This window comes from Verrucomicrobium sp. BvORR034 (assembly GCF_000739635.1).
Lineage (GTDB): Bacteria > Verrucomicrobiota > Verrucomicrobiia > Verrucomicrobiales > Verrucomicrobiaceae > Verrucomicrobium.
Genome location: NZ_BATQ01000041.1, coordinates 146116 through 167367, shown reverse-complemented (window position 1 = coordinate 167367; position 21252 = coordinate 146116). Strand labels below are relative to the sequence as shown.

The following is a 21252-nucleotide window of genomic DNA, read 5'->3' as shown; positions in this document are numbered from 1 at the left end:
TTCTCTCCCATCTCATATCCTTTGGGTAGAGCGCCCCATTGGAACCGAAGAGTGTTCTCAGCATCGAGGATTTCGCACCCACACCTTGGGCACAGAGGCGTCGCACTCAACACAGCGTATTCCGGCATATTCTATCCTCCAATGATTGCTTTCAATATGTCACCCGGCATGATGTCAAGATCAAGCACGAACACCTCGACGTCACCGACAATTGCTTTCCTAAGCGGCTGGCTGGCAACCTGGCTGATGATCTTGTTGTTTCCAGTTACCACAACCAAGCCCCCCCTTTTGGCCGCCAGCAACATTCTCAAATCTGTTATTCCGAACTTCGCACTGGTAAGCGCCTGATAGGTGAGACCAGGAGGAAGTTTCCCCGAAGCCGTAATTCTAATTTGAGCTTTTGAGGTAACCATGAGCCACAATCTCTTGGCTGTAAACTTCCTGGCCTTATTTCCATATTCTGTCAATCTAAACAAGTTTTTGGGAAGCAATACTTCACGCAACACACCGGGTGTGACATAAATTCGATTCCCAGGATCTGCAAAAATATCTTTCGCCGACAAAAATTGGTTCTTGAAAAGCCCTGTGTCACCTATGAAAGCTAGCTTGCGCGGGGACTCTCCCTTTGCACCAAATCGTGGACTCAGAGCTAGTACCGCCGCATGCAAAGGGAGTTCAAGAAATGCCAATCCAGAATCACCAACCCACTTCGGTCCGGCCCGCGGCAACCCAGGGGGTTGGGCATTTTTACCTTGCATCCACGATAAGGTTGCTTTGTCGTTGAATTGCTCGGCGTAGAATTGAGCCGTTTCCCAGTCTTCCGGCGAATCAACATCATAGTGGTCCCAGTACTTGCCCCTCAGCCAATGAGCGAGGTAGTCCCCTTCTTTCGCATTTTCTAGAATATCGGAGGTTACTTCCATTTCCCTTGCAAATGCGCGCAAGGCTTCTGCTTCCTCCACATCATCCGTAAGGGCAGCTCTCTTCTGAAATACTTTCCTCAATGCTGACGCCACAACCGCATCAGCATGTCGTTGCTCTTCAGTCGCCAAGCCAAGGGGGTCAAAATAGTTCACCGGGTCATTCCCACAATATCCGTAGAGATTGAATCCGCCATCTTCTCCCAATGGATCACGGCTGATCCAACGTCCCAGCTTCGCACTGTAGTACCGGTAGCCAAAGTAGCTCAATCCAGTCTCCGTATCGTGGTATTTGCTCTGGTACCGAAACGGACAGGCGGCCAGGTCGCCCGACGATGAAACGAGTTCACCGTAAGGCGAGTAGTCAAACCTCGCGATCGTATAGCCATTGGCTTCGTTGATGACCGCCACAATATTGCCCAAACCGTCTTCAACGGGCAGCAGGCGCCTCCCCCCTTCCTCCTCAATAGCGACAAGGCCCCCAATCCCCCCCGCGCCCTCCCAAGTGCCACTGACATCCTTTCCCCAGACAAACCATCGACGACTCACCAAACCACCATTCACTGACACCTCTTCACACACAGGGAGCCAGTCGCTCCAATGCATCTTGGATGTTTCTATCCTCTGAGGCTGGCCGTTGTTGAACGTGAGAGTTCGCACCTTCTTGGTGCGGCGCCGGTCGCCGTCGTATGTGAAGTTGAGAACCTCAGTCGCTACAGAAGGATCTACACTGGTGTTGCTCTTGCGCTGCATCTGGGTCAAGCACCCCATTCCGTTCCAAGCGTATACCCAACCGCTGTCTTCCGTGGTACGTCCTGCCCCGTCGTAAACATAGGTCTCAGCGCTTGCCGGAACCACCACCCAGACTTGTTGGTCTGCGACGGCGTCAGTCCCCCCCACACCCGCACCAGGAAGAGTTCCTCTTACCAGCATTTCAATGCGGCCGACACCACCTGCGGCCCAGTTTGAAGGAACAGTCCAGTACGCCGAGTAAGCCCCCGTAACCTCATCTGCCAAGATCAATTCACCTTCGGCTCCTGCTTGCGGATGAAAAACTCGTACCACCCCACCAGGAGCAACCGTTCCATGCACCCCGTACCCCCTTTGACTCAAAGTCCTTCCAGTGACTTGATCGACCCCATTGTTGGCGAATGTGACTGCGCTTCCTGCTACATTGCGGTTGTTGCGATTGTCGTAGTCGTAGACGAGTGAATTGATACTGGGCAACGCCGATCCTCCCAATGTGGCGTGCGTCAAACGACCTCGAGAATCATATTGTATGGCGCTCCACGAGACGCCCGATGCCGACAAGCGAGACTCCCGCAGATTTCTTTGATTGTAGGCGTACGTGTAATTGAAGCTCTCTCCCAGGCTGTTCACAGTGGCACAGCCTGTCACACGCCCCAGAGCATCACGCTGCAAGGTCGTCGTCAATGATGCACCTGAAGCGGGAGACTGAATTCCATCAGGAAACTTGCCGCGGGTAAATGTCGCCAATTCGCCCGTTGTAGGACTGTACTCGTACCATCCTGTGATATGACCTCCTGTCGCGACAAGTGGTCGACCAGAGTTGTCCAGGCTCCAGGCAGAGGCAAAGCTCGAACCGGTGGTACTCACACTCAGCAGAAGACCGTTGCGATTCCCAACGTCGTCGTAAGACCAGGTTTGAGTTGCTCCCGCAAGTTCACTTGCCCCCATATAACGCTCTTCAGTCTTGCTGAGATGCTGATATTTGAACTCGCGGCCATCAGTCGGACCTGACACGTCTTTTCGCAATCCGACTTTGTAGTAGTTCGTGGCAACAGTGCCTGCAGCGCCATAGTATTGCGCATCCAATCCATCTGTCCGTGGCTGATAGGTGACTGCCTCCACTGCACTGCCACTGCTGCTGATCGAATTGTCCTCATTGTAAGCATACTCGATTGCCCCCAAACCACCGCCGACGTACTCCTTCTTCAGCAATGAACCATCAGGTGAACGCGTCACCGTGAGATTGGTATTATAGCTTGTCGCGGAACCGCCCTCAGGAGTGTCTTGCGTCAGGGCGGCGACTGGCTCGTGGACGTTGCCCGTCACGCTCGTGAAATCCCCCACCGAATTTACAGTATGAGTCACCTCGGTATCTTGAACCGAATCGGAAACTTTCAAACTGTACCCTGGAGCACCTGCGGGTACCAACGATGCGTGAAACCCCGGACCGCTTGATTCGGTCAACTGTCCCTTGTTGTTGAACTGCAAGCCATACGCCCGGCCTCCCAGGGTGCTGGCCACAGAGCCCAATCGATTGTAGTTGTAGTTTAGCGTCTGTGAAAACGGTATCCCGCCAACTTTCCCAGAGATCGTCTTGGGACGACCATCCTGCATGGTCATCAGACTCTCGTCATCCGTCCCTACGCTCTCCACTTTCATCGTGCCTGTCGGAGAGGGCGTCGAAATCGTGACCGTGCGTGATGCATCAGGCAACCCCAGAGGAGTTGTCGTGATCACCCCACCAACAACATCTGTAGCGACATGCGAAAGGGGTTTCCACTGGGCAACCCCTCCGTGGCTGTCATCGTTCACTTCGGTGAGCGCAACAATTTTTCCATTTCCAATCTTGGATATTGACCGGAGAATGTCGTAGCTTTCTCTTCGGGTCGTAATCGTCACGCTGTCACTTGTGAAACTCAAGCTCTGCTTGATCGGCTTGAAGTATGGGTAGTAGGGGCCGGGTCCAGGATAATACGTGACGCTTCGATCCAAATCACTGTAGCTCCAACCTTCGATCAGTTCACCCCCGCTATTGCCGGGAGAAATGCGCCGCACCATCCGACCTCGCTCATCGAAGTACTCCCGCACGCTGGAGGAATCGGTACCGGCCCGGTTGCGCGCGATGGATGCACGGCAAAGCAATTTCCTGGAATATCCTGCAATCTGCTCAAGGCTCCAACTCTCACGAGTTCCCCTCGAACCCATCCCACCTCCAACTCCTGTGACTTCGCCACGGGATCCCAGATCCAATGATGCGCTTCGACCGTCCAAGGTGATCGAGGCGCCCGCTTGAGCAAGATTCACCTCCATCCCGCCCCTGGCAGTCGTGCTCCAACTTACCAACTCGCCGAACTGGTTTTGCACTTCCTCCACATTTTCACTTTCTGGCCCGCTAAATTTCGGGGCAAACCGATCCGCATAGTTGGCGCTATAGGTGGCAAAGCCCGCCTGGTAGCCTGATGGACGCCCCAGGTAGTCATAGCCGGTAGCCCCTCGCTCAATCCCCTCGGGCGACTTCACCTTCAACATGGCCCCGGTATTTCGCCCTGCTGTCTGCCACTCTATTGTCGTAATATCACCCCTTAGACCTGTGATGGTTCCCGGGGAACCAAACCCTTCATGCTCACCTCCCGCCTGAAATTCTATCGTCAGCGGAGGATTCTGGGCGGTTGACACGACAGAACGTGTGATAAGCCCCCCCATTCTATTGGTGGTAACGATGGTCTGTCGGCCCGCATCGTGATTGTCGCCCCACCCCTCCAAAACACTCTGTATGGAGACATCGACTCCGGGTGTGGTGGTGAAGTTTTCAAAGTACCCTTCAGGACTCTTGATCTGCTTGACCGTCCAAGGAGCTATTTCCTCAGGCCCGTTAAACAAAACGATCGTCTCCGCTCCTCCAATCCGATGCTGCTCCTTGGTGAGTGCTTCTGAATATTCACATTCTATGGCACGATACTCAACTCCATCAAGCTTGTACGATGCTGTGACTTTCAGATTGTCCCAGGTATTGGCTTGACTGTACTCACCACCAGCCCGCTGAAATTTGCTGGATTTGAATGTACCATCCTGATTCCAGGCGACTTCCGCTCCATCAAGCGTCCACCCAGTCCCAGAGTGGGATTGTTTGGTCAGCATCGGCCGAAGAGTCAAAGTGGTGTTTGACAAGTCAGAAGATGTTGCAAACGCGGTATATTCAAGAGCCGCAACGCGGCCGCCTTGCGAAATCTGCACCGGTTCAGGAGACAAGGAAAACCTGTTGTTCTGAGCGCTTGTATAGGTGGTGGCGATGATCGTGGTCGCGCCTCCGTACAGCGTGGTCTCGAGGATGGAGTCGTCCTGCTCGACACTGATAGTCTTTTGGAACAGGTCCTGGCCCCCTTCAGCAGAACCACCCTTAATCACAATCTGCAGGGGATGCCCGCTCCAGTCTTCGGTGCGCTTGACCTCCCAGTGCAATCCCACCACACCCTCTTCATCTTCACCCACCACTTCAAAAATGTGGAGACTTGGTTCACTCTCGGGAAATTCGCCGTTCTCCACTCCATCCGCATTCTCCACCACAATGGTCTTGAACGGCTCCCCGGTGATTTCAACCGGGACCACGACGTTGTCGCCCGGAACTGTGATCTTTGTCGTCCAAAAGAACCTCAGGACCCTTTTGTAGTCATTGACATATTCGATGTCGATCGAGATGTCCGATCCGAAGATCTGTCTCAGCCTGGGTGCGGACCAAGCCGAGACATATCCAGCTTTGTCCGAGAATCCTGTGGCCGTATAAACTTCAGGAGTAAATAGCGATGCCTCATGCTCCCCTCCAAATGGTTCTTCAACTACTGCTTGGGAGAATTTGTCATGATCGGTCTCAAATATCGCCTTGAAACCACTCAAGCTGCCAGAAAATTCGACTGTCCCAAAGCCATCGGGTCGAAAAGTCAGCACCCCCGTCTGATTACGGTCACGCAGGCCCCTGCCAAGATCGACCTCCGCAAGATATTTGCTCGCATTCACCTGCAGGCTCCCAGGATTCGTCGCGATGACTGACATCAAGTGCCGCTCTGTGGCCCTCTGGATGGGCGCAAAGTCAGGAAAGCACACAGTTTCCAGTTCGATAACGAAATCCATGCCGGGTGGAAATGTATCCTCAGGCTGCCAATCGTAAAGGTAGCCTTGGTATCCGGAATACTCTCCGGGTGCCGCAAGCTGCGGCAAGGTCCACCGTGAGCGGACTTGCGCCTCCATGCCTTCCACTTCAGCTCTTGTTTGCAGCCCTGCATTTCCAACAACAAACTCTCCACGTTCAAAAGTATTTGTGACTGAATGGTATTCCTTGCGAAAGTGAAACGGGAGCGAATCTTTGTGGAGCGGGTAAACTTCGCTTGCGATCCAAGGCAGAGGTGCCCTGAGTCTCCTATACAAGACCAATTTGCCTTCATCAATTTTGTTGTCCCCCAGAATATTTTCCGGCAGCACCATGGTCTTAATCCCTCGCACGCCACCGAGTTCGGTATAAAAGGAACTGGGCTGCCCCAACGCCCCCCATTTGTACAATTGCGCGACGTAGGTCATCCCCACTGTGGAGTCGCAGTCCGCCATGTTTGCTCCATTGCTTGGAGTAGGCAACGGGACCCCAAGATCCATGTCCTCTATTGGCACATTGGAATTGTCCATCGTCGCCGCCCTAAACTGACACACCTCCATGGGCCACGCCAGGGCCCGCAACTGTTCGACAAGAGATGCAAGAACCAGAATCTTCTGCCTCCAGTTTGAATCGTCAAAATCGCCAGCCGAAGGCAGGTAACTCAAACCAGATGGCGGAGGGTAAACTCCGTCGTCAGTATAGCTGTGGCTTAGGTCAAATTTTTGCGTTGTAGAGAATCCATCGACATTCAGGTAGAACTGCTTGAGGTAGTCCACCTCCCTCGATGCCCGGTTGAGCTTTTCGATAACCTTTGTAAAGGGGAGCTCTTCGATTTTCGCCTGCGTCGGAAATCTCTCCAGCCCATCCCCCCAGTCAATCAAGTCATCATCGTCAACGGGGGCGAGTGGCGTCATCGGCACCCCTTGTGGATCCGCAACCAACTCCGCCGCACGTTTCAATTCTGCTTCTACGGCACGCCTCTGCATCAGAGCAAGCCGCCGCTCCTGGACTGAAACAAGCACCTCACGAATGCTCTGACCAAACGCGTTGGCCGAGAAAAACATCAATAGAGACCCTAAAACAAGAAGCCGATTGAGAGCCATAATTTTGCGTCAACTGAGGGGTTTGAGTGAATCTGAATCCTTCCGACTAAGGGCCGACGCTCCCGGTTGCCTTTAGTCCCACAGCCGGGTGATCCTTCCAGGCAGGATTGGTCCCAATGGAGATCTCCTCCGCCGTCAATTGACCGTCCCGGTCAGGATCGTTGGGAGGAATCGACTCCCCGTCGTCGTTGCCATCATGATCGCTGTCTGCAATCAAGGGATTAAACCCCAAGAGCAATTCGAGCGCAGAGGTCAACCCATCATTGTCTAGATCCTCAGCTCCATCCATGATTCCATCACCATCAGAGTCGGCGGCCAGCGGATGAGTGCCAAACTGGTACTCTTGGATGTTCTTCAACCCATCACCGTCTGCATCCAGTTCTGCATCATTTCTCCTCAGGTCCATCCCATTGGCAGGATATTTCCATCTCCCGTACTGATGTTCCCAGGAATCCGGCATTCCGTCGCCATCAAGGTCTCCCTCGGCAACGCGTGTGAAAGTGGGGTTTAGACCGGCAAGAGCCAGTTCACCCCAATCTGGAATGCCATCGCTATCGGAGTCTTCGGTGGGCGCATCATCCGCAGGATAGAAGATCCGGGTGATCATCCAACCAATGTCAAAGTTCCGCCAGTTTTCGAACTGTCCTCCCAGTGTGTTTGTTTTGATAGGGGAGAGTCCAAGCTTCCCCTCTTCGTAGTTTAGAACTCCGTCGTCATCGCCATCCAGAATAGCGTCGCCCGGGTCGTCAGGATTCAATCCGTAGGCCAATTCAAAAACGTCGGTCATTCCATCGCCGTCAGCATCATAGACCGACAAACCAAGGTCCAGGGCAGTTCCACTCCAGTACTGATAGTAGTTCGGTATGCCATTTGAATCCAGATCCCCCCACCCGTCTGAAGAGTCGTTGATGTTGAGTCCATAGAACAGTTCGATCTTGTCCGGGATGTAATCGCCGTCCGTGTCAGTTTGATCGACAAGGTCGCTGTCCTTGTAGAAATTACCCCAACCCAGACTTTGACTCCTGCCATAGGGATTTGTCGGGCTGGTATAGTACACCATCACCTCTTCATAGTCCGTCAGCCCATCTCCATCGGTATCCACAATATACAGATCCGATCCGTACTGCAGTTCTTGATAGTCATAGAGTCCATCTCCGTCGGAGTCCAAACCGTAGGGAGAGGCATCCTCCCAATTGAGGGCACCGTCGCCATCAATGTCACCGTTGACATCCGCGTACCAGGTAATGCCATTGATTGAACTGTAGTTCTGGCTGTCTTCAGGCATCGGATCGTACTGATCGAAGATGCCGTCGCCATCAGCATCAGCACTTGGCTGGTACGGAAGCGGATCCCACCAGTTTCGGATCCCATCGCCGTCATTGTCCGCGTAGTAGTCCAACCCCCATTCCATGCCGTTGGCCGCGCTGAAGTTGAGAGGATCTTCAGGCGCAGGGTCATCCTGATTGGCAATGCCGTCTCCGTCGATGTCACCGAAAGGAGAATCATTCTGAGGATCCCACCAGTTCAGAATTCCGTCCCCATCCATATCCCCCATTGCATTGTAGTCCCACGCAAGCCCATTGATGGCACTCAAATTCATGTAGTCCCCCGGACTCGGGTCAATGCTGTCCGGGATTCCATCGTTGTCGTCATCGTCCTCAACGAATGGAAACAAGTCATCGAAATTCACGATGCCGTCGCCGTCAGCATCTCCCAGTGCCGCACCGTACCACTTGTAGGGAATTTCATATCCCCATTCTCCAGAGGGAATGTAGTAGACCTCGGCGGTATTATCGGGATCCTTTGGAGCAGGATCTACCGGGTTCTTGAACCCGTCACCATCGTAATCTGAGAATGAAGCACCGGAAATGGCGGGCAGTACACCTCCAAGATACTTCACACCGAAAAACGAATGGTACTCGTCGTAGTCGCTGTACAAATCGCCGTCGCTGTCCCAGTTGGTCAGGGATGCGCCAGGTATCGTCAATCGAACGACATGAAGTTCATCCCCGTCGGTCAAGCCGTCCTGATCAGTGTCGATTGCATAAGGGTTGGAGCCTTGCGCCGCCTCCTCAGTGTTTGTCGCCCCATCATTGTCAACATCCACACCCTGGGCATTCATTGCCTGAAGCGTGGTGACAGCCTGACTTGAGGGATCCGTCCAGGTGTCATTTTGCCCATCTGCGTTGGTATCCGACCAAGCCGCATTCACACTTGTCCAAAGTCCACAGAACAAGATGACCAGAACCGCGGTGGACATTGACGGTGGCATTGACGATCCGCCCATGGAATTTGTCTTCTCGTCACGATCCGCAAAACGCCTCACGGCTTCATAGAGTGTCCGAGATTGTTGCAGCCCCATATTTCCCATCCTTAGAAGCAACCACGGTGCCCACTCGACTTCAGGGTGTTCCCAAATTGCGCATCACGCCTTCCTTATTTGCGCACGCCAAGAACCAGATTTGCCGGGATCAAGACCACCTGATGCGAACAGATGTTCTCCAACAATCGAGAAGGATCGCCCCAAGGGCTATCCTCTCTTCCCGCGAACGAGATCCGGCAGCGCCTTCTCCATCTCTTTAGGTCCAACCGCCATCAGTTCTGCCACAGTAACTTTCAGCGCGTTAGCCAAGACGATGACTTCAAAGTCGTACACGGACCGGATTTGCGATTCGATTTTCGCCACCGCTACGCGATCCAAATGATCGAGCCCGCTCAACTGGAGCCGAGCCGCCAGTTCGTCTTGCGTAATTCCGCGATTCATCCTCCAGGCCCGAATGGACGGGCCTATGAGGTTGCGGAATCGATGAGGCATAAAAAGTTCCCTGTAGGGAACTTGACTCTTCCACGGCTTTGCCTCTATTTGGTTCCCCATGGGGAACACCTCAATTCACTCTCCACTTCAGAGTGGGCCCGCCCGCCGTCTGACAATCTTGAGGAACGGTCAGAGCATGGGCCCCTTCGACACTAATGCCGTGCAGGAGATGCTCCGAACCGGGCTCCTCCTTTCAACAGACTCTGCCAGAACCGAAGACAGCCAGGGCTGGAGGCCAGTCGAGGAAGTTTTGACGCATCTCGTACGCAACCAATTGCCGGCGTCGTGGGGAAGTCTTAATACAAGCCAAACACCCTCGGAAGGATTGGGGTGGGCAAGCGTCGTGCAACGCGTGTTTTCTTCGCTCCTTATCACCTCTCTGGGAGGCGGAGTTGCCGGACTCAGTGTCGCAATCGGCCAGTTTTTCTGGGCAGGGCTGCTGATCGCCTTTCTTGGCTTTTACAACACTGGGAGAGCTTTCAAGAGGACAAACTCCACCGCTCAAAAATGGGTGCTGGCCGCAGTGGGAATTCTTGGAGCATTCTTCTTCCTCGTTGCTATGGAGATCGTGAGCGCCTCTCTTCGCCCGCCTGCTCCAAGCCAAACCCGAAATCCAGCCACGCAAACTTCAGGGAAACTCCCGGCCTCAGATTCGGAAGTATTTGCGTGGATCCACCACCCCATGGTTGAAGCAGCGCGGAAGTGCAAGAGTACCAACAAGAATGACCAGTTGAAATACCAGGCTCTCCGGTCGCGAAGCTTCGCATTGGAATACGAACCGAGGAAACAGTACATCGATCACTTTCTGACCACCGTTGTGACAGATCCCGATTTGCAGGAATATCTCAGGGCCCTGCCTTCAGCCATTGAGTTGATGGATGGGGGAATGAAACAGATGGAGTCCCAACCCCAACGAGTTCTTGAGAACCAAGCCAATCTCATGCGCTTGATGCGGATCACCTACCTAGAGCACATCCTTCGGCAACGCTATGCCGAAGCCGAGCCAGCCTTTTCCCATGAAGTAGAGTTTCCTCCCCAAATGGCACAGATGATGTCCGTCATTCCTCGCTACTCTGAAATCACTCCCTACTGGGTGGAGACGACGCTCCTGAACCAGAATGTAGAAGCAGAGAGATTTCGAAGTCAGTTGCCCAGAAGAGGCTTTCCTAGTGGCATAATGCCAAGGAACTGAACCTCAACCGCCAAACTACTGCGGGTCAGACTACGATCGCACTTCGAGTTCAACATCGACTCGACGGCTGCCTTGCCGAGCAGGACGCCGATGCCAAAGGCAATCTCCCCTACCCCCGACTTCGTGGTGCCGGTCGTTTCGATCACTTCATGGGCCGTCACGGCCTGTAGGGCGTTGTTGTAGGTCAGCCGGAGTTTGGTGTGACTGTTGGCCTGAATGATGCCGTGCCAGTAGAGCTTGTAGTCGACGGTGTAACGGTGAATGTCCGACGCGGAAGTTTTCGATGCCCCGTCCTTCCACTCGATAGAGACATCATTGACCGAGACACTCACGCCCGTCCCAATGGGGTGGACGGACGAGAAGAGAGCCCGGGCTCCCGTCTGAGTGGAACCGTCTGCAAGCTGCACCTCCGCGTTGAGATCGGCTTCCACCATGAGCAGGAATCGGTTCTTGAATGTCTGTTCCGTGAGAGTCGCCGAGTCATTGGTCGAGTCCTGGAGGGTCACCGCCCACTCCCCTACCTGCTTGCCGGTGCCCAGATTGGCATTGGGTGAGGCATAGTATTCTCCGGACAGCTTCCCATTGCGCTGAGTCCCGTCCCAGTTGATGGACAGCCCCCAGTGGGCATCCCGGGTGGTGAACTGGTAACGGCTACCCTCTTTCTTGCCGGCGATGGGGCCGCTTCCCACCAGCCATCCGCTGATGGACATGTACCCCTGCAGCGAGCCATCTGCCTTTTCCAGGACGAAGAGCTTCAGCAGTCCATCAAGGCCGTGGGTCACGTTCCGGCAAGTCCCGGAAAGCAGGAGTGTCTCATCGGCGACGGCGACAGGAGCCCCCCCAAGAAGGGTGACCGCAACGAAAAGGGCAGCCAGGAGGGTTTTCATCGAAGTAACGGAGGTTTCGGGTACAAGGGCGGGAACTGATAGAGACAGTCAGGCTTGACGTCAGAACTTCCGGGACATGCCGATGCCGCATTTCGGGCATTTGGGCTGGAAGTAGGCCGTGGCGGAATAACCGCAGAACCGGCATTCCCAGGCTGAGACCGGGTTCTGAGCGACGACAGGCGGCTCGGATGGCACCCGGGCGATGAGTAGCCCTGTGGAAGTGCCAAGCGCCGAAATGAGCAGGAGGATGAGGAGGGGTTTCATTATGGGAATGTAAAGTTCCCTCCACCAGGGACTGACCCTGGAGCATCGCTCCTCTGGAGTCGCTTCATCCAAGGCTGAAGCACCATCAGAAGGGCATAAAGTCCGTTTCGACCCAAAGCGTGCGAAAACTGAGCTAGACCTGCGACGAAAAAAAATGTGACCAGTGGGATCGCCCCCCCGTGGATACGTCATCCAAGCAAATCCAGCTGTTCGGATTTCTAATCCGTAGGTCGAAGGTTCGATCCCTTCCGGGTGCGCACCTGAGGCTGAATGAGTTACATGCAAGTTCTCAACAAGAACAAATAAGTGTTTGGACACTTTTTGGACACTTTGAGAGTTGATCCTAAGGCTCCCATACCGTACCGGAGCGACTTCAATGTCAAAACGAGGCCTTCAACTGAAGACGCCTATTCGAAGGGCTCCATGACGGGTCTCCCGTCGCTCCCACAACGACGCCGTAGGAGATTCTAATCTCAACCGTCTTGACGCGTCAGGCCTATTCGTGCTGCCTACAAGGATGAAACAGCAAGAGATTACACGTGAACGTCTCTATGAAGTGCTTTGGGAGAAGCCAATCACAAAGCTTGCTGAGGAGTTCAACGTTCGCCCACTCGAAATTGTGACAGCAGCAGACCACGCCGCTGTTCCCCGCCCGCCCAGCGGCTACTGGACGCAGCTTACATTCGGAAAAGCCACTGATCCTCCTCCTCTGCCTGACAGCCCCAAAGGTCAAACAGGGGTGATTCTCCTTCCAGCACCGCGAGAAATTCGCACCCGAGCACATGCCAAGAGTGAAAGGCAAGGAGACGAATCTATCGACGCTCCGAAAAACAACCCGTATCCTTCAGCAGCCAATCGACATCGGTTTGTACTTTCCACTGCAAAGGCATTGAAGGCACAGAAAGCTCTTCCACCGCAATTCATTGTCAGCTCACTGCACGAAGCGGCATCAATAGACGTTCGAGTCCGCAAGGAGAACTTCGAGAGAACGCTCGGCATCCTTGAGGAAGGCTTCCAAAGGAAACTTCCAAACCCAAAAGAGGTCGAAAGTCAAAAACCGCAACTGACCGCCTAAAGTGACGTGCGGTAGTTGCAGTTCTCCCCCCTATGCCATTTGGTTGCCCTTCGGTAGACATGACCTTGCGCCTAGCAGGGCTCTCGCGTTAACCGTTTGAAGGAGAGCGCTTGGTCCTAGGCCTCCGTTCACCATATTCTATCTCCCTTGCCAAATTTGCCAGTAGAGCGACAGTTGCTTCATCGCATTTGTCCAAGGTGTCAATTGGAAGCATGCGTTCGTAGTAAAACTGACGTAAGATTCCCACGGGAACAATCTTGAACGCAAATTTGTCGACGCCTTTTGCTGCTTGAAAAAAACCGAATGGGGAACCAGACGTGACCGCAGCGGTTTGCCATAGTACGTAGCTGGACATGATTGCCCGCTCCTTATCTATTTTGCTCATTTTCGGACCGAAGATGATTCCGACAATGTGGTTTCGGTCAACGGCTAGCGCCCTTATGTCGGGGGCAAGTTTGGTGTAGGCTGGAAAAAAAGCGCGAATCTCCCGTTCATATCTCCAATCTGAGTACTTTACTAGGCCCACATCATCCAGCTGTTTAAGCGGGGCATCCCCGGGCAGCTGATCGGGGACATCATAATGATATTCCTCTTCAGAGTAGTGAAAATGTGGGATTAACCCGTGGAAAGCGTTAACTTTAGGAAGCTTGTTGGAGTATCTAACTGGATGCAGCATTAGCGACTCCTCTTTGTACACCCCGACCTCCATAATATTTGGGGAAGATTCTGAGCGTCTGTAGCCGTGGAGAACTTTGATAGGTGAGTGCACGAGAAGCTTGCCATCCTCTGTCTTGTAGATGACCGCATAGCCTTTCTCGGCATCAGCATAATGTCCCCACATTGTTGGATTGCGAACGTCCTTTGAAAACGATGCGATGTACTTGTCCTCCCATATCAACCGTGGCAAATGATGAATGTATTCGATCGAGAGTGCAAGGATGGAGGATTCTAGCCTTCGCTCGTTCAGTGTCGGAAGGTGGACCTGCAGCGCTTCGCTGAATACGTTTGGCAGTTCTTCTATACCTAAATCTCGCCGTACAGTTTTCTTGCTTAAGTGCTTTCCAATTGGATTCGACCAATTTTGAATGGTGTGAGATGTTTCTAGTCGCTCAAATGGATCGAAAATCTGGACGCAAACTTCAAGGAGAATCAAGTGAGCCAAGCGTTGCCACAACTCTACACTACCTGTGAGTACAAGCCGCGGCCTGCATTCATTTGCATCGTTGAGTTCGGATGGGGATGCGAAAAAAATTTCACCGCGGCGAAGCATGCTGAATTCGAGATTCCCTGGTCGTCGATACTGAAACAGCAACATAAGCCATCATGGTGCCTCACTGTTGATTGCGCACAACTGCAAATAGCCGCAGCATTCAAAAAATGCACGAAAAGCAATTGGCTGAAAGTTCGCAGCATTGCGACGGGCCTATAGGTTTCGCCGTAAAACTGTTATCCGATGGGCATCAGTGGCTTTTTGCTATGGTTAAGGATCTGCGTTCACACTGAGGAATGACGGGCTCATTGCCGTGAGGAGTGAGCCAGATCACCATCGTTCACGCAGAGCATTGATTGCATCATTACCTCTGCAAGCGCTTCTTCATCGATGGCCTTTTTGCGAGACTGCATTGCCTGTGAAAGAGCGGGATCCCAGAGGGTTTCCAATGGGTCCCCGCTGAGATCCCTCGTCAGGCCAAGACTGACTGCAAACTCGTAGTCCTTTGCGGACATCAGCCATGGGCGAGCCCCCAGTTCGGACATCAATCGAGAGGCAATAGCAATACCCGGCCAATCGAAATCACCGTGGTACCAAAGGATTGATCCGCCAGCACGAAGCCGAGACAGTAGGGATCTGCTCGTAGAGCGTGGCTCTCCATTCACGCAAACCATGGGAGGGCAAGCATGCTGAAGACGATTTGCGGCCAACGAGAGTATGGTCGGGTTCTCGCAGACGAACACATGCGTCGGATAGCCAACAGAAGACCAGTCGGCCGTCGCGACCATACGGTTCGAAAGATAGAGAGGTTGGCACGCATCAGTTGCTTCTGAAATTAAGCGGGTAATCCAAGACGAACCAATGAGGCCAAGATTGAAGGTGAGAACAGGGGCGCTGACGTCATCACAAACAACGCCAAATGACTCCCATAGCTTGCGGCGATCTTCAGACCTTTCCGGGACAGGCACACCGCGCTGCAAAGCAAGACATTTTAGGACCAACGAAGCCAGGGGTGAGTTGGTATCCAAGGCGTGGCTGTTGCCACAAAGGCGAGCGGCGACACTGGCCAGAGGCTCATCCCCCGCCGGCAGTTGTGAAAGCACCCCACACGCTACAGTGAGCCTATCCGTGGCAACTTGGCATTGATCTCTCGACTGTCTGACAAGCGAACCATCTTTCCGTAGCGTATTCAACCATTCGCATGCATGCGGGAATGACTGAGCAGCTACATGAGATTCCGCCCAAGGCCAAAAGTTCGACCACGCCCGACGGGCTTCCAAATTCAACACGAGCTCGGGCGGAATTGCACCCCGGAGGGCCTCCAACAACTGAAGCCATTCGACAGCAATCCCCTGATTGGAAAGTGCTGCTCTGATACGTTCTAGGTCGTAACGTAGTTGAGGGCGGTCAAGTGGCTTGGAAAGTCTGAGCAACCGCGCGTAGCTGCGACGTTCTTCTTCAGTGGAATTAGCCAAGGAAAACGTCCCTTGCAGCACACTCCCCCGATTGCGTCGGGTGACCAATTCGTCTACAAACCGATTCCAACCGGATGCGGAAAAGATCGTTACGAGCCTTTTGTCCTGCTCCATACTCATGCGGATCGACGATCTAGGGTGCGCAATTCAGGAGTGTCGGGCACAGTTGCCGCCACCTTGTTAATACCATTCCAGCCCCATCGAGTCGCTGCCACAGCCTCGGAGTCTGCCGTCAGTTGGTAAATGGCAATGCCGGACAAGCTGGCATGAGCGCCATGTTCCCTCTCGCTTGTCATCAACAGATCCAGATCAAACGCCTCCAGAAGCCCCATACATCTCCCCCGAGTGGGTTTGTCCATGCCGGCGAAGGCTTCGTCGAGCAATATGAACCTAGGTGAGTGAATCGCCGCAGAACTATAGTGTGAAGCTGCCGCTGCCATTTGAGGGATGGTTAGCATAAGAGCCTTTTCACCACCTGATCCAGTACCATAGCGCTTGCGGGTCAATCTCTCCCAGCGGCCATTTTGTTGTCGTTCGGCCGCGAAGACATGCCATTTTCTATAGTCCAACGCCGTTTGCAACTGTTCTGCTGACGATGCAGCGGGGTTTTTGGCGCGTTCATCTTGAATCAGTCGATGCAAGAAATTCCCCACTGTGCTTCGTTGTGCCTCAGTCCATGCGGCGTGGTCCATGAGAAGCAAGCGCCTCACCGAAGGTAGCGCTGGATGAATCTCCTCAGTCTTTGGTTCCCATACTAGCTTCAAAGCCACCCCAAGAGAAGTGGCGCACTTTTCCATCTCAAGATTGATTTTGCGAGTTCTGTCCTGGCCTTGCTCTATCAACTGCTGCAACTGAAGCGATACCTCAGTCACGAGGTGACTGTCGATGATCTTGCGCTCTTCTTCAGCCAACAGGCGGTCGTGTGTTTCACGTTCACGCTCGATTGCCGCGAGGCACCCTGATGGGCGCAGCCGGTTTCCTTGGTAAATGCAAGTCACCAAGATGAGCCCTTCAACTAGCTGCTCACTTTCGATCGGACATGCAGAGCCTGTACTCGTGCGCAGTTCATTGATTCGTTTGTCCAAGACATTCAGTCTTTCCGTCCAAACCCCGTCATCGCGAGGCAGGTCCGGAAGCAGCTTGCAGACACTCCTTGCAATTGAGACCGCCTTGGACGCAGACCACATCTGCGTGTCAAACTCCATGATTCGCTCATCGGCTTCAGCGAACATTCCAGCATCAAACATCCGTCGAAGGAATCCGGTTGCTTTATCACGTTCGGACTCGGCCTCTTGAACCTTCTCTTCGGCACCGGGGAGGCTGGCTCTCACCGCAGTGAGCTGTTTCTCAATCTGCGAACGCTGGCTTTCAGCATCTTGGACCCCCCTTTCAGCAGCCTCCTTGTTGGATCTTGCGGATGCCAACATGGTCTGGAATTCATTCACTGAAATGCCCACGGTTGCCTGGAGTGCTGCGTAGGTCTCTCTCGCATGGATTGACTCGTCTTCTGCTCTGCGAGCACGATTTGCAGCAGCCAGGTAATCTTCAGACACAAGACGAAGAGACGACTCAGCCATTCCCAAACCTTCAAGATTTGTGATGACGGATTCTGCTTTGTCCCATAACCGAGCCATTGCTGATTCGTAGTGGGTCCAAGAACCTCGGAGGGTGTCGATTTGGTCAGCATGAGCCGCATACCCCATGTGCGAGGCAAGAGTTTTAAAATTCCCCTTCTCACTATCGTACTGCCGACAGGCGAGTTCTGCCTGTTGGTGCACCTCTGCGAGCGCCTGCGTCAGCTCATTGAGAACTGAATATGCGTGGGTGCGCAACGCAAGATGACGGGCGATGAGGTCATCCTTGGGTGCGGAACATTGTTCTGCTTCCGCCTCGGCACCCCTATCTCTCAGAGCTTCACTCTCCCGAGTCAGATCCTCAAATTCGATAGCAAGCAAAGCCCTTTGCTCATCAATCTCTTGCAACTGGCGGTCACGGGCACTATTCCGGCTGCGAGTACCAATGAACTCCGGGAACTGCTTTTCGCCTCTACCTCGCAGGGGGCCAAGACACCATTCTCCATCCAATGAGATCCAATGGCTTCCACGGTCTTGCCCCAAACCGATTCCGCTTAGCACTTGCCGAAGCACGTCGTCTGAAAAGACATAATCTCCTGAATATTCAGGGTCGAGAATAAGCACATCCGCGAGAGAATTCTGCCCCCCGAGATCAAGACTCTTGTCGTCCCGAAGAATAAATGTGTCTATGGGAAACACGTCAGAGCTCATCCTTCCATCTGGCCATATCCAAGCATCCAGAATACCCGCGGCTTCAAGCGCAGCTTCCAAGCCGGCCCGCTGCAGGGGGGATAGGCCCGTTTCAAACTCACAGAGTTTCCAAAGTGGAGCGCCGGGTCGATCTAGGCGCTCCATTTCGGCTGAACCACGAACTTTCGGTAGTTGGGGGACACGAGGTGCGGCCGTCAATTGAGCAGCTTCGTTCTCAAGAGTGTCCCTTCTGCCATCTAGTTCGCTTCGACGTGCCTCCACTATCGCTTGTTGGGCCGACCTCACTTCCACGTCTGCCTTTATGGAATCTGCGAGGATACTGCTGAACACCCTGTGTTCAGACCCGTCGGTTTGATACCAATCCTCCAGTCGTTCGGAAAGTTCAGACGCTGGAGGCATTTTCAGCCACCTTAGGGCCCTTTGCCAAGCATCGTACTTCCGGTCAAATTCACGTCTGTTTGATTCAACGTTCTGCTGATGAGTGTGGATCAAATCGCGAGCGGCAGTGACCTTGTCGGTTGCTTCTTGCTCACGGAATATTGCTTGTTCCCGAATCACTTTGAATTGGTCGAGCTTCGCTTTCTCCCTCTCCAACTGTTCGAGACGGTAGAGATGATCATCCCCCTTACGTTTGTGGATGTCACGAAGCTCCACCAGGCTGACGAGATCTTTGGGCCAATCTCTATTCCCTGGCAATATCTCATCATGATCTGACTGGAATCCCGTGGGGGTCACTTTGCCGCGAGCCTCATGTTCTAGAATCCGACAGTCAGAAACTGCTCTGTCTGCTAATTTTTGCTGTCGATCACGTTCATTGCTGCATATTTCCAGGCGACCTGAAGTGTTGGTGAGGTTTACTTGTGCCTCGTTGAGGCGCGTACCCTTTTCATGCGCGTCGCGATGAGCGGCGTCGAGTTTGGATGCTAAATCGGCCTCTGGCCTGGACTGTATTGCCTCTAGAGTTGCTGTACATGCCGTACGAACATCGTGAGCCAGATTGACTTCTGCTTCCGCTTCGCCTAGGCGCGATTCCCCTGCTTCCACCGTCTGCTGAAGAGTTCGGACTTGCCCCTGTGCTTTCTCATAACGGGAATGGCATGAGGTTACTGCTTCAGCCCTTCGCAACAAAGCAATTTGCAAATAGACCTGATAGTTCGCCCTAAACTGTGTGAGCGCATGACTAAGGGATTTCAAGTGCTGGTATTCATGCCTCAAATCCTCCAGTTGCTTAAAGGCGCTTGCGACTTGGTCCACAACGTCGGCAGCGAGAGGGGGGAGGGCATCAGAAAGCGCGGCAAACAGCGATTTCTCATCCAGCTTCTTGGAAAGTTGTGGTGCTCTGAGACGAATCAAAAGTTCTATAAGGGCTGAGTATGCCCCCATGCTTAGCCCAAACAGTCGCCTATTGACCTCCATGCGATACTCTTTGGCCGTTTTTGCAAAAAAATCCTCTGGGCTGAGCGCCTCACTCAAACGCTCGGCACTGCGCGGTGTGCCACCTTCTTGCAAATCCAAGTCCCGGCCAATCCGTTTGGAAGTGAGAAAGAACCATCGTGATGGCTGATTGTCCCCACCTCTGACGGCTTTCATGCCACAACCCAGCGTGAGAAAGTGTTCAACGCCTTGGTCGTCGACTCTGCCGAATTCTATCCAGGTGTACCCGGTTCGTTGCTCGAACTGATCGTCCATGAGAAGATGCCAGGCCATTTGTCTGGCTGGATCTCCATCTGGCTCTACGCGGCGTGAGCTTATTTCCCCATCCAAGAGGAACGGAAGTTGCAATGCGAGAACACGCGACTTCCCGCTTCCATTGTTGCCGCGAATCAATAGCCGACCCTTTTCATACCAAAACTCTTGGTCTTGGTACTTGAAGAGATTCAGCAGCCCACTGCGTATGGGCTGAAATCGCAAGGTGTAAGCCGAAGGCAAATTCGTCATTTGGAGGGAAGGCTGCTCATTGAGGGGAAACGTCCCGCCGCCGAAGCTCATGTCGATATCGATGGATTGCAGGCATCGGAAGCACACCCCCAATAGCACGCCTGACAAGATCCAGTGCTTGGAGTCGTTGCAACACTTCGTCCGTAAGTGCCATCTCGGAGCCTGGAGCAACAGCATCTTGCCTCCAGAATTTCCTGAAAATCTGTGCTTGTTCCGCGATAAATTGCTCGACCACAGCCGTGGGAATGACTTCTCCAGGCTGTTCAATGCGAAGTCTTCCCAAGTACTCTGCGGTCAGCAAGGTCGCATGACCATCAGTGCCATCCTCGGGCAATCCAATATCTGTGCAATCTCCGAACCGATCAGAGAGTGCAATGCCTTCGCGTCGGTCTTCGATGACCATATCGGTAGCTTCTTCCAGCACTCTGATCAGATGCGGTCGTTGTTTGGAAAAGTACTCCAAGGCATCCTCGCTCAGATCACCTGGCAGGTAGAGGACGGGGTCATCAAGCAATCGGCGATTTATCTCATGCCGAATCTGAAGATTTCGCTGTTCCCCGGTTTGCAACTTCGGCTCATCAGTGAGAGCGGCCAACCGATCTAGCCAGTCAGTTGCAACGACTGCGCTAGGCGCTTTCCTAGTGGCGAGCAAGCGATAGATCACATGGTGCCTGACGTCATAGAGCACTTCATTCTTTTGGCTTTGCACGAAGCGCTGGTCGTCACCGTCAACTCTCTTAAGGGCGAAATTCTCAACAAGCAGTCGAACGGCCGCAACAAGGTCTCTCCGCGAATCGGCATTCTCCAAGTCAAAAGCAAGAGAACGAAAACAATCGTCCTCTTGCAGGATTCGAATGACACCCTGCGCCAGCTCACCGAGCGTCGTCTGCATCTCTGCTCTGACGAGAATTGTCAGAGCCAGACAGAATAGAACATAGCGCCTCCTCGTAAAGTCGCTCTCATCTCTCGACGACTTCGCACCCCGTGTTGAGTCCATCAGATGAGCTGGAACTTTGTAGAGCCTGGCACATTCGGCGGTGATGTCCAAACTCCAACCAGCGTGCCGGGAGAACCATGTTCTCAAATACTCTCCATGCCGTCTGATGCGAACAAAATCCTCCATGTGTTCAGGGATGTCAGCAACGACGAGCGGACAACGCAGCAGGGCCCTTAGAGCCCTGTGCCTCTCTTCGACCT

The 21252-nt window shown here is 53.5% G+C and carries 11 protein-coding genes; 2 read left to right on the top strand and 9 right to left on the bottom strand.

The window, feature by feature from the left end:
• Positions 1 to 131 precede the first annotated feature (131 nt).
• The 3 genes from BV034_RS06925 to BV034_RS06915 all read right to left on the bottom strand — a co-directional run bounded on the left by BV034_RS06925 (position 132) and on the right by BV034_RS06915 (position 9729).
• Positions 132 to 6914, bottom strand: a complete 6783-nt coding sequence (locus BV034_RS06925; RefSeq protein WP_050025468.1) for an RHS repeat-associated core domain-containing protein — start codon at positions 6912 to 6914, stop codon at positions 132 to 134.
• 46 nt (positions 6915 to 6960) lie between these two features.
• The gene (locus BV034_RS06920; protein WP_265592723.1) at positions 6961 to 9276 is read right to left on the bottom strand and encodes a hypothetical protein; all 2316 of its coding nucleotides are present in this window, start codon (positions 9274 to 9276) and stop codon (positions 6961 to 6963) included.
• A 168-nt stretch (positions 9277 to 9444) separates the two neighbouring features.
• On the bottom strand, positions 9445 to 9729 hold the full coding sequence (locus BV034_RS06915; RefSeq protein ID WP_063768702.1) for a helix-turn-helix transcriptional regulator: 285 nt from the start codon (positions 9727 to 9729) through the stop codon (positions 9445 to 9447).
• Positions 9730 to 9787: 58 nt separating this feature from the next.
• Here BV034_RS06915 and BV034_RS06910 point away from each other — a divergent pair, with 58 nt between their 5' ends.
• Positions 9788 to 10921 (top strand): DUF4339 domain-containing protein, encoded by a 1134-nt coding sequence (locus tag BV034_RS06910; RefSeq protein ID WP_050025463.1) that lies wholly within the window; start codon positions 9788 to 9790, stop codon positions 10919 to 10921.
• Here BV034_RS06910 and BV034_RS06905 read toward each other — a convergent pair.
• Positions 10873 to 11808, bottom strand: a complete 936-nt coding sequence (locus tag BV034_RS06905; protein ID WP_050025461.1) for a hypothetical protein — start codon at positions 11806 to 11808, stop codon at positions 10873 to 10875. The two genes, BV034_RS06910 and BV034_RS06905, sit on opposite strands and share 49 nt — an antisense overlap.
• A gap of 60 nt (positions 11809 to 11868) precedes the next feature.
• A complete protein-coding gene (locus tag BV034_RS06900; protein WP_050025458.1) occupies positions 11869 to 12072 on the bottom strand; it encodes a hypothetical protein in 204 nt (67 codons plus the stop codon).
• Between the two features lie 517 nt (positions 12073 to 12589).
• Between BV034_RS06900 and BV034_RS35815 the strand changes: the two genes are divergently transcribed.
• Positions 12590 to 13147 carry a hypothetical protein gene (locus tag BV034_RS35815; protein ID WP_265592722.1) on the top strand — a complete coding sequence of 186 codons (558 nt, stop codon included), beginning with the start codon at positions 12590 to 12592 and terminating at the stop codon, positions 13145 to 13147.
• 88 nt (positions 13148 to 13235) lie between these two features.
• On the opposite strand, the gene BV034_RS06895 is transcribed toward BV034_RS35815, so the two are convergent.
• From BV034_RS06895 to BV034_RS34550, 4 genes are all read right to left on the bottom strand, one after another.
• Positions 13236 to 14417, bottom strand: coding sequence for a DUF2971 domain-containing protein (locus BV034_RS06895; protein WP_265592721.1), 1182 nt, complete (start codon positions 14415 to 14417; stop codon positions 13236 to 13238).
• A 245-nt stretch (positions 14418 to 14662) separates the two neighbouring features.
• On the bottom strand, positions 14663 to 15952 hold the full coding sequence (locus BV034_RS34555) for a TIGR02679 family protein (protein ID WP_081887623.1): 1290 nt from the start codon (positions 15950 to 15952) through the stop codon (positions 14663 to 14665).
• The gene (locus BV034_RS06885) at positions 15949 to 20106 is read right to left on the bottom strand and encodes a TIGR02680 family protein (protein WP_081887622.1); all 4158 of its coding nucleotides are present in this window, start codon (positions 20104 to 20106) and stop codon (positions 15949 to 15951) included. Before BV034_RS06885 ends, BV034_RS34555 begins: the two co-directional genes overlap by 4 nt.
• Entirely contained in the window at positions 20072 to 21178 is a 1107-nt protein-coding gene (locus tag BV034_RS34550; protein WP_265592735.1) for a TIGR02678 family protein, read from the bottom strand. The genes BV034_RS06885 and BV034_RS34550 overlap by 35 nt, the downstream gene beginning before the upstream one ends.
• Positions 21179 to 21252 lie beyond the last annotated feature (74 nt).

Coding starts and splice junctions, on each gene's coding strand:
- BV034_RS06925 (WP_050025468.1), bottom strand. CDS start 6,914: ATGGCTCTCAATCGGCTTCTTGTTTTAGGGTCTCTATTGATGTTTTTC.
- BV034_RS06920 (WP_265592723.1), bottom strand. CDS start 9,276: ATGGGGCTGCAACAATCTCGGACACTCTATGAAGCCGTGAGGCGTTTT.
- BV034_RS06915 (WP_063768702.1), bottom strand. CDS start 9,729: ATGCCTCATCGATTCCGCAACCTCATAGGCCCGTCCATTCGGGCCTGG.
- BV034_RS06910 (WP_050025463.1), top strand. CDS start 9,788: ATGGGGAACACCTCAATTCACTCTCCACTTCAGAGTGGGCCCGCCCGC.
- BV034_RS06905 (WP_050025461.1), bottom strand. CDS start 11,808: ATGAAAACCCTCCTGGCTGCCCTTTTCGTTGCGGTCACCCTTCTTGGG.
- BV034_RS06900 (WP_050025458.1), bottom strand. CDS start 12,072: ATGAAACCCCTCCTCATCCTCCTGCTCATTTCGGCGCTTGGCACTTCC.
- BV034_RS35815 (WP_265592722.1), top strand. CDS start 12,590: ATGAAACAGCAAGAGATTACACGTGAACGTCTCTATGAAGTGCTTTGG.
- BV034_RS06895 (WP_265592721.1), bottom strand. CDS start 14,417: ATGCTTCGCCGCGGTGAAATTTTTTTCGCATCCCCATCCGAACTCAAC.
- BV034_RS34555 (WP_081887623.1), bottom strand. CDS start 15,952: ATGAGTATGGAGCAGGACAAAAGGCTCGTAACGATCTTTTCCGCATCC.
- BV034_RS06885 (WP_081887622.1), bottom strand. CDS start 20,106: ATGAGCTTCGGCGGCGGGACGTTTCCCCTCAATGAGCAGCCTTCCCTC.
- BV034_RS34550 (WP_265592735.1), bottom strand. CDS start 21,178: ATGGAGGATTTTGTTCGCATCAGACGGCATGGAGAGTATTTGAGAACA.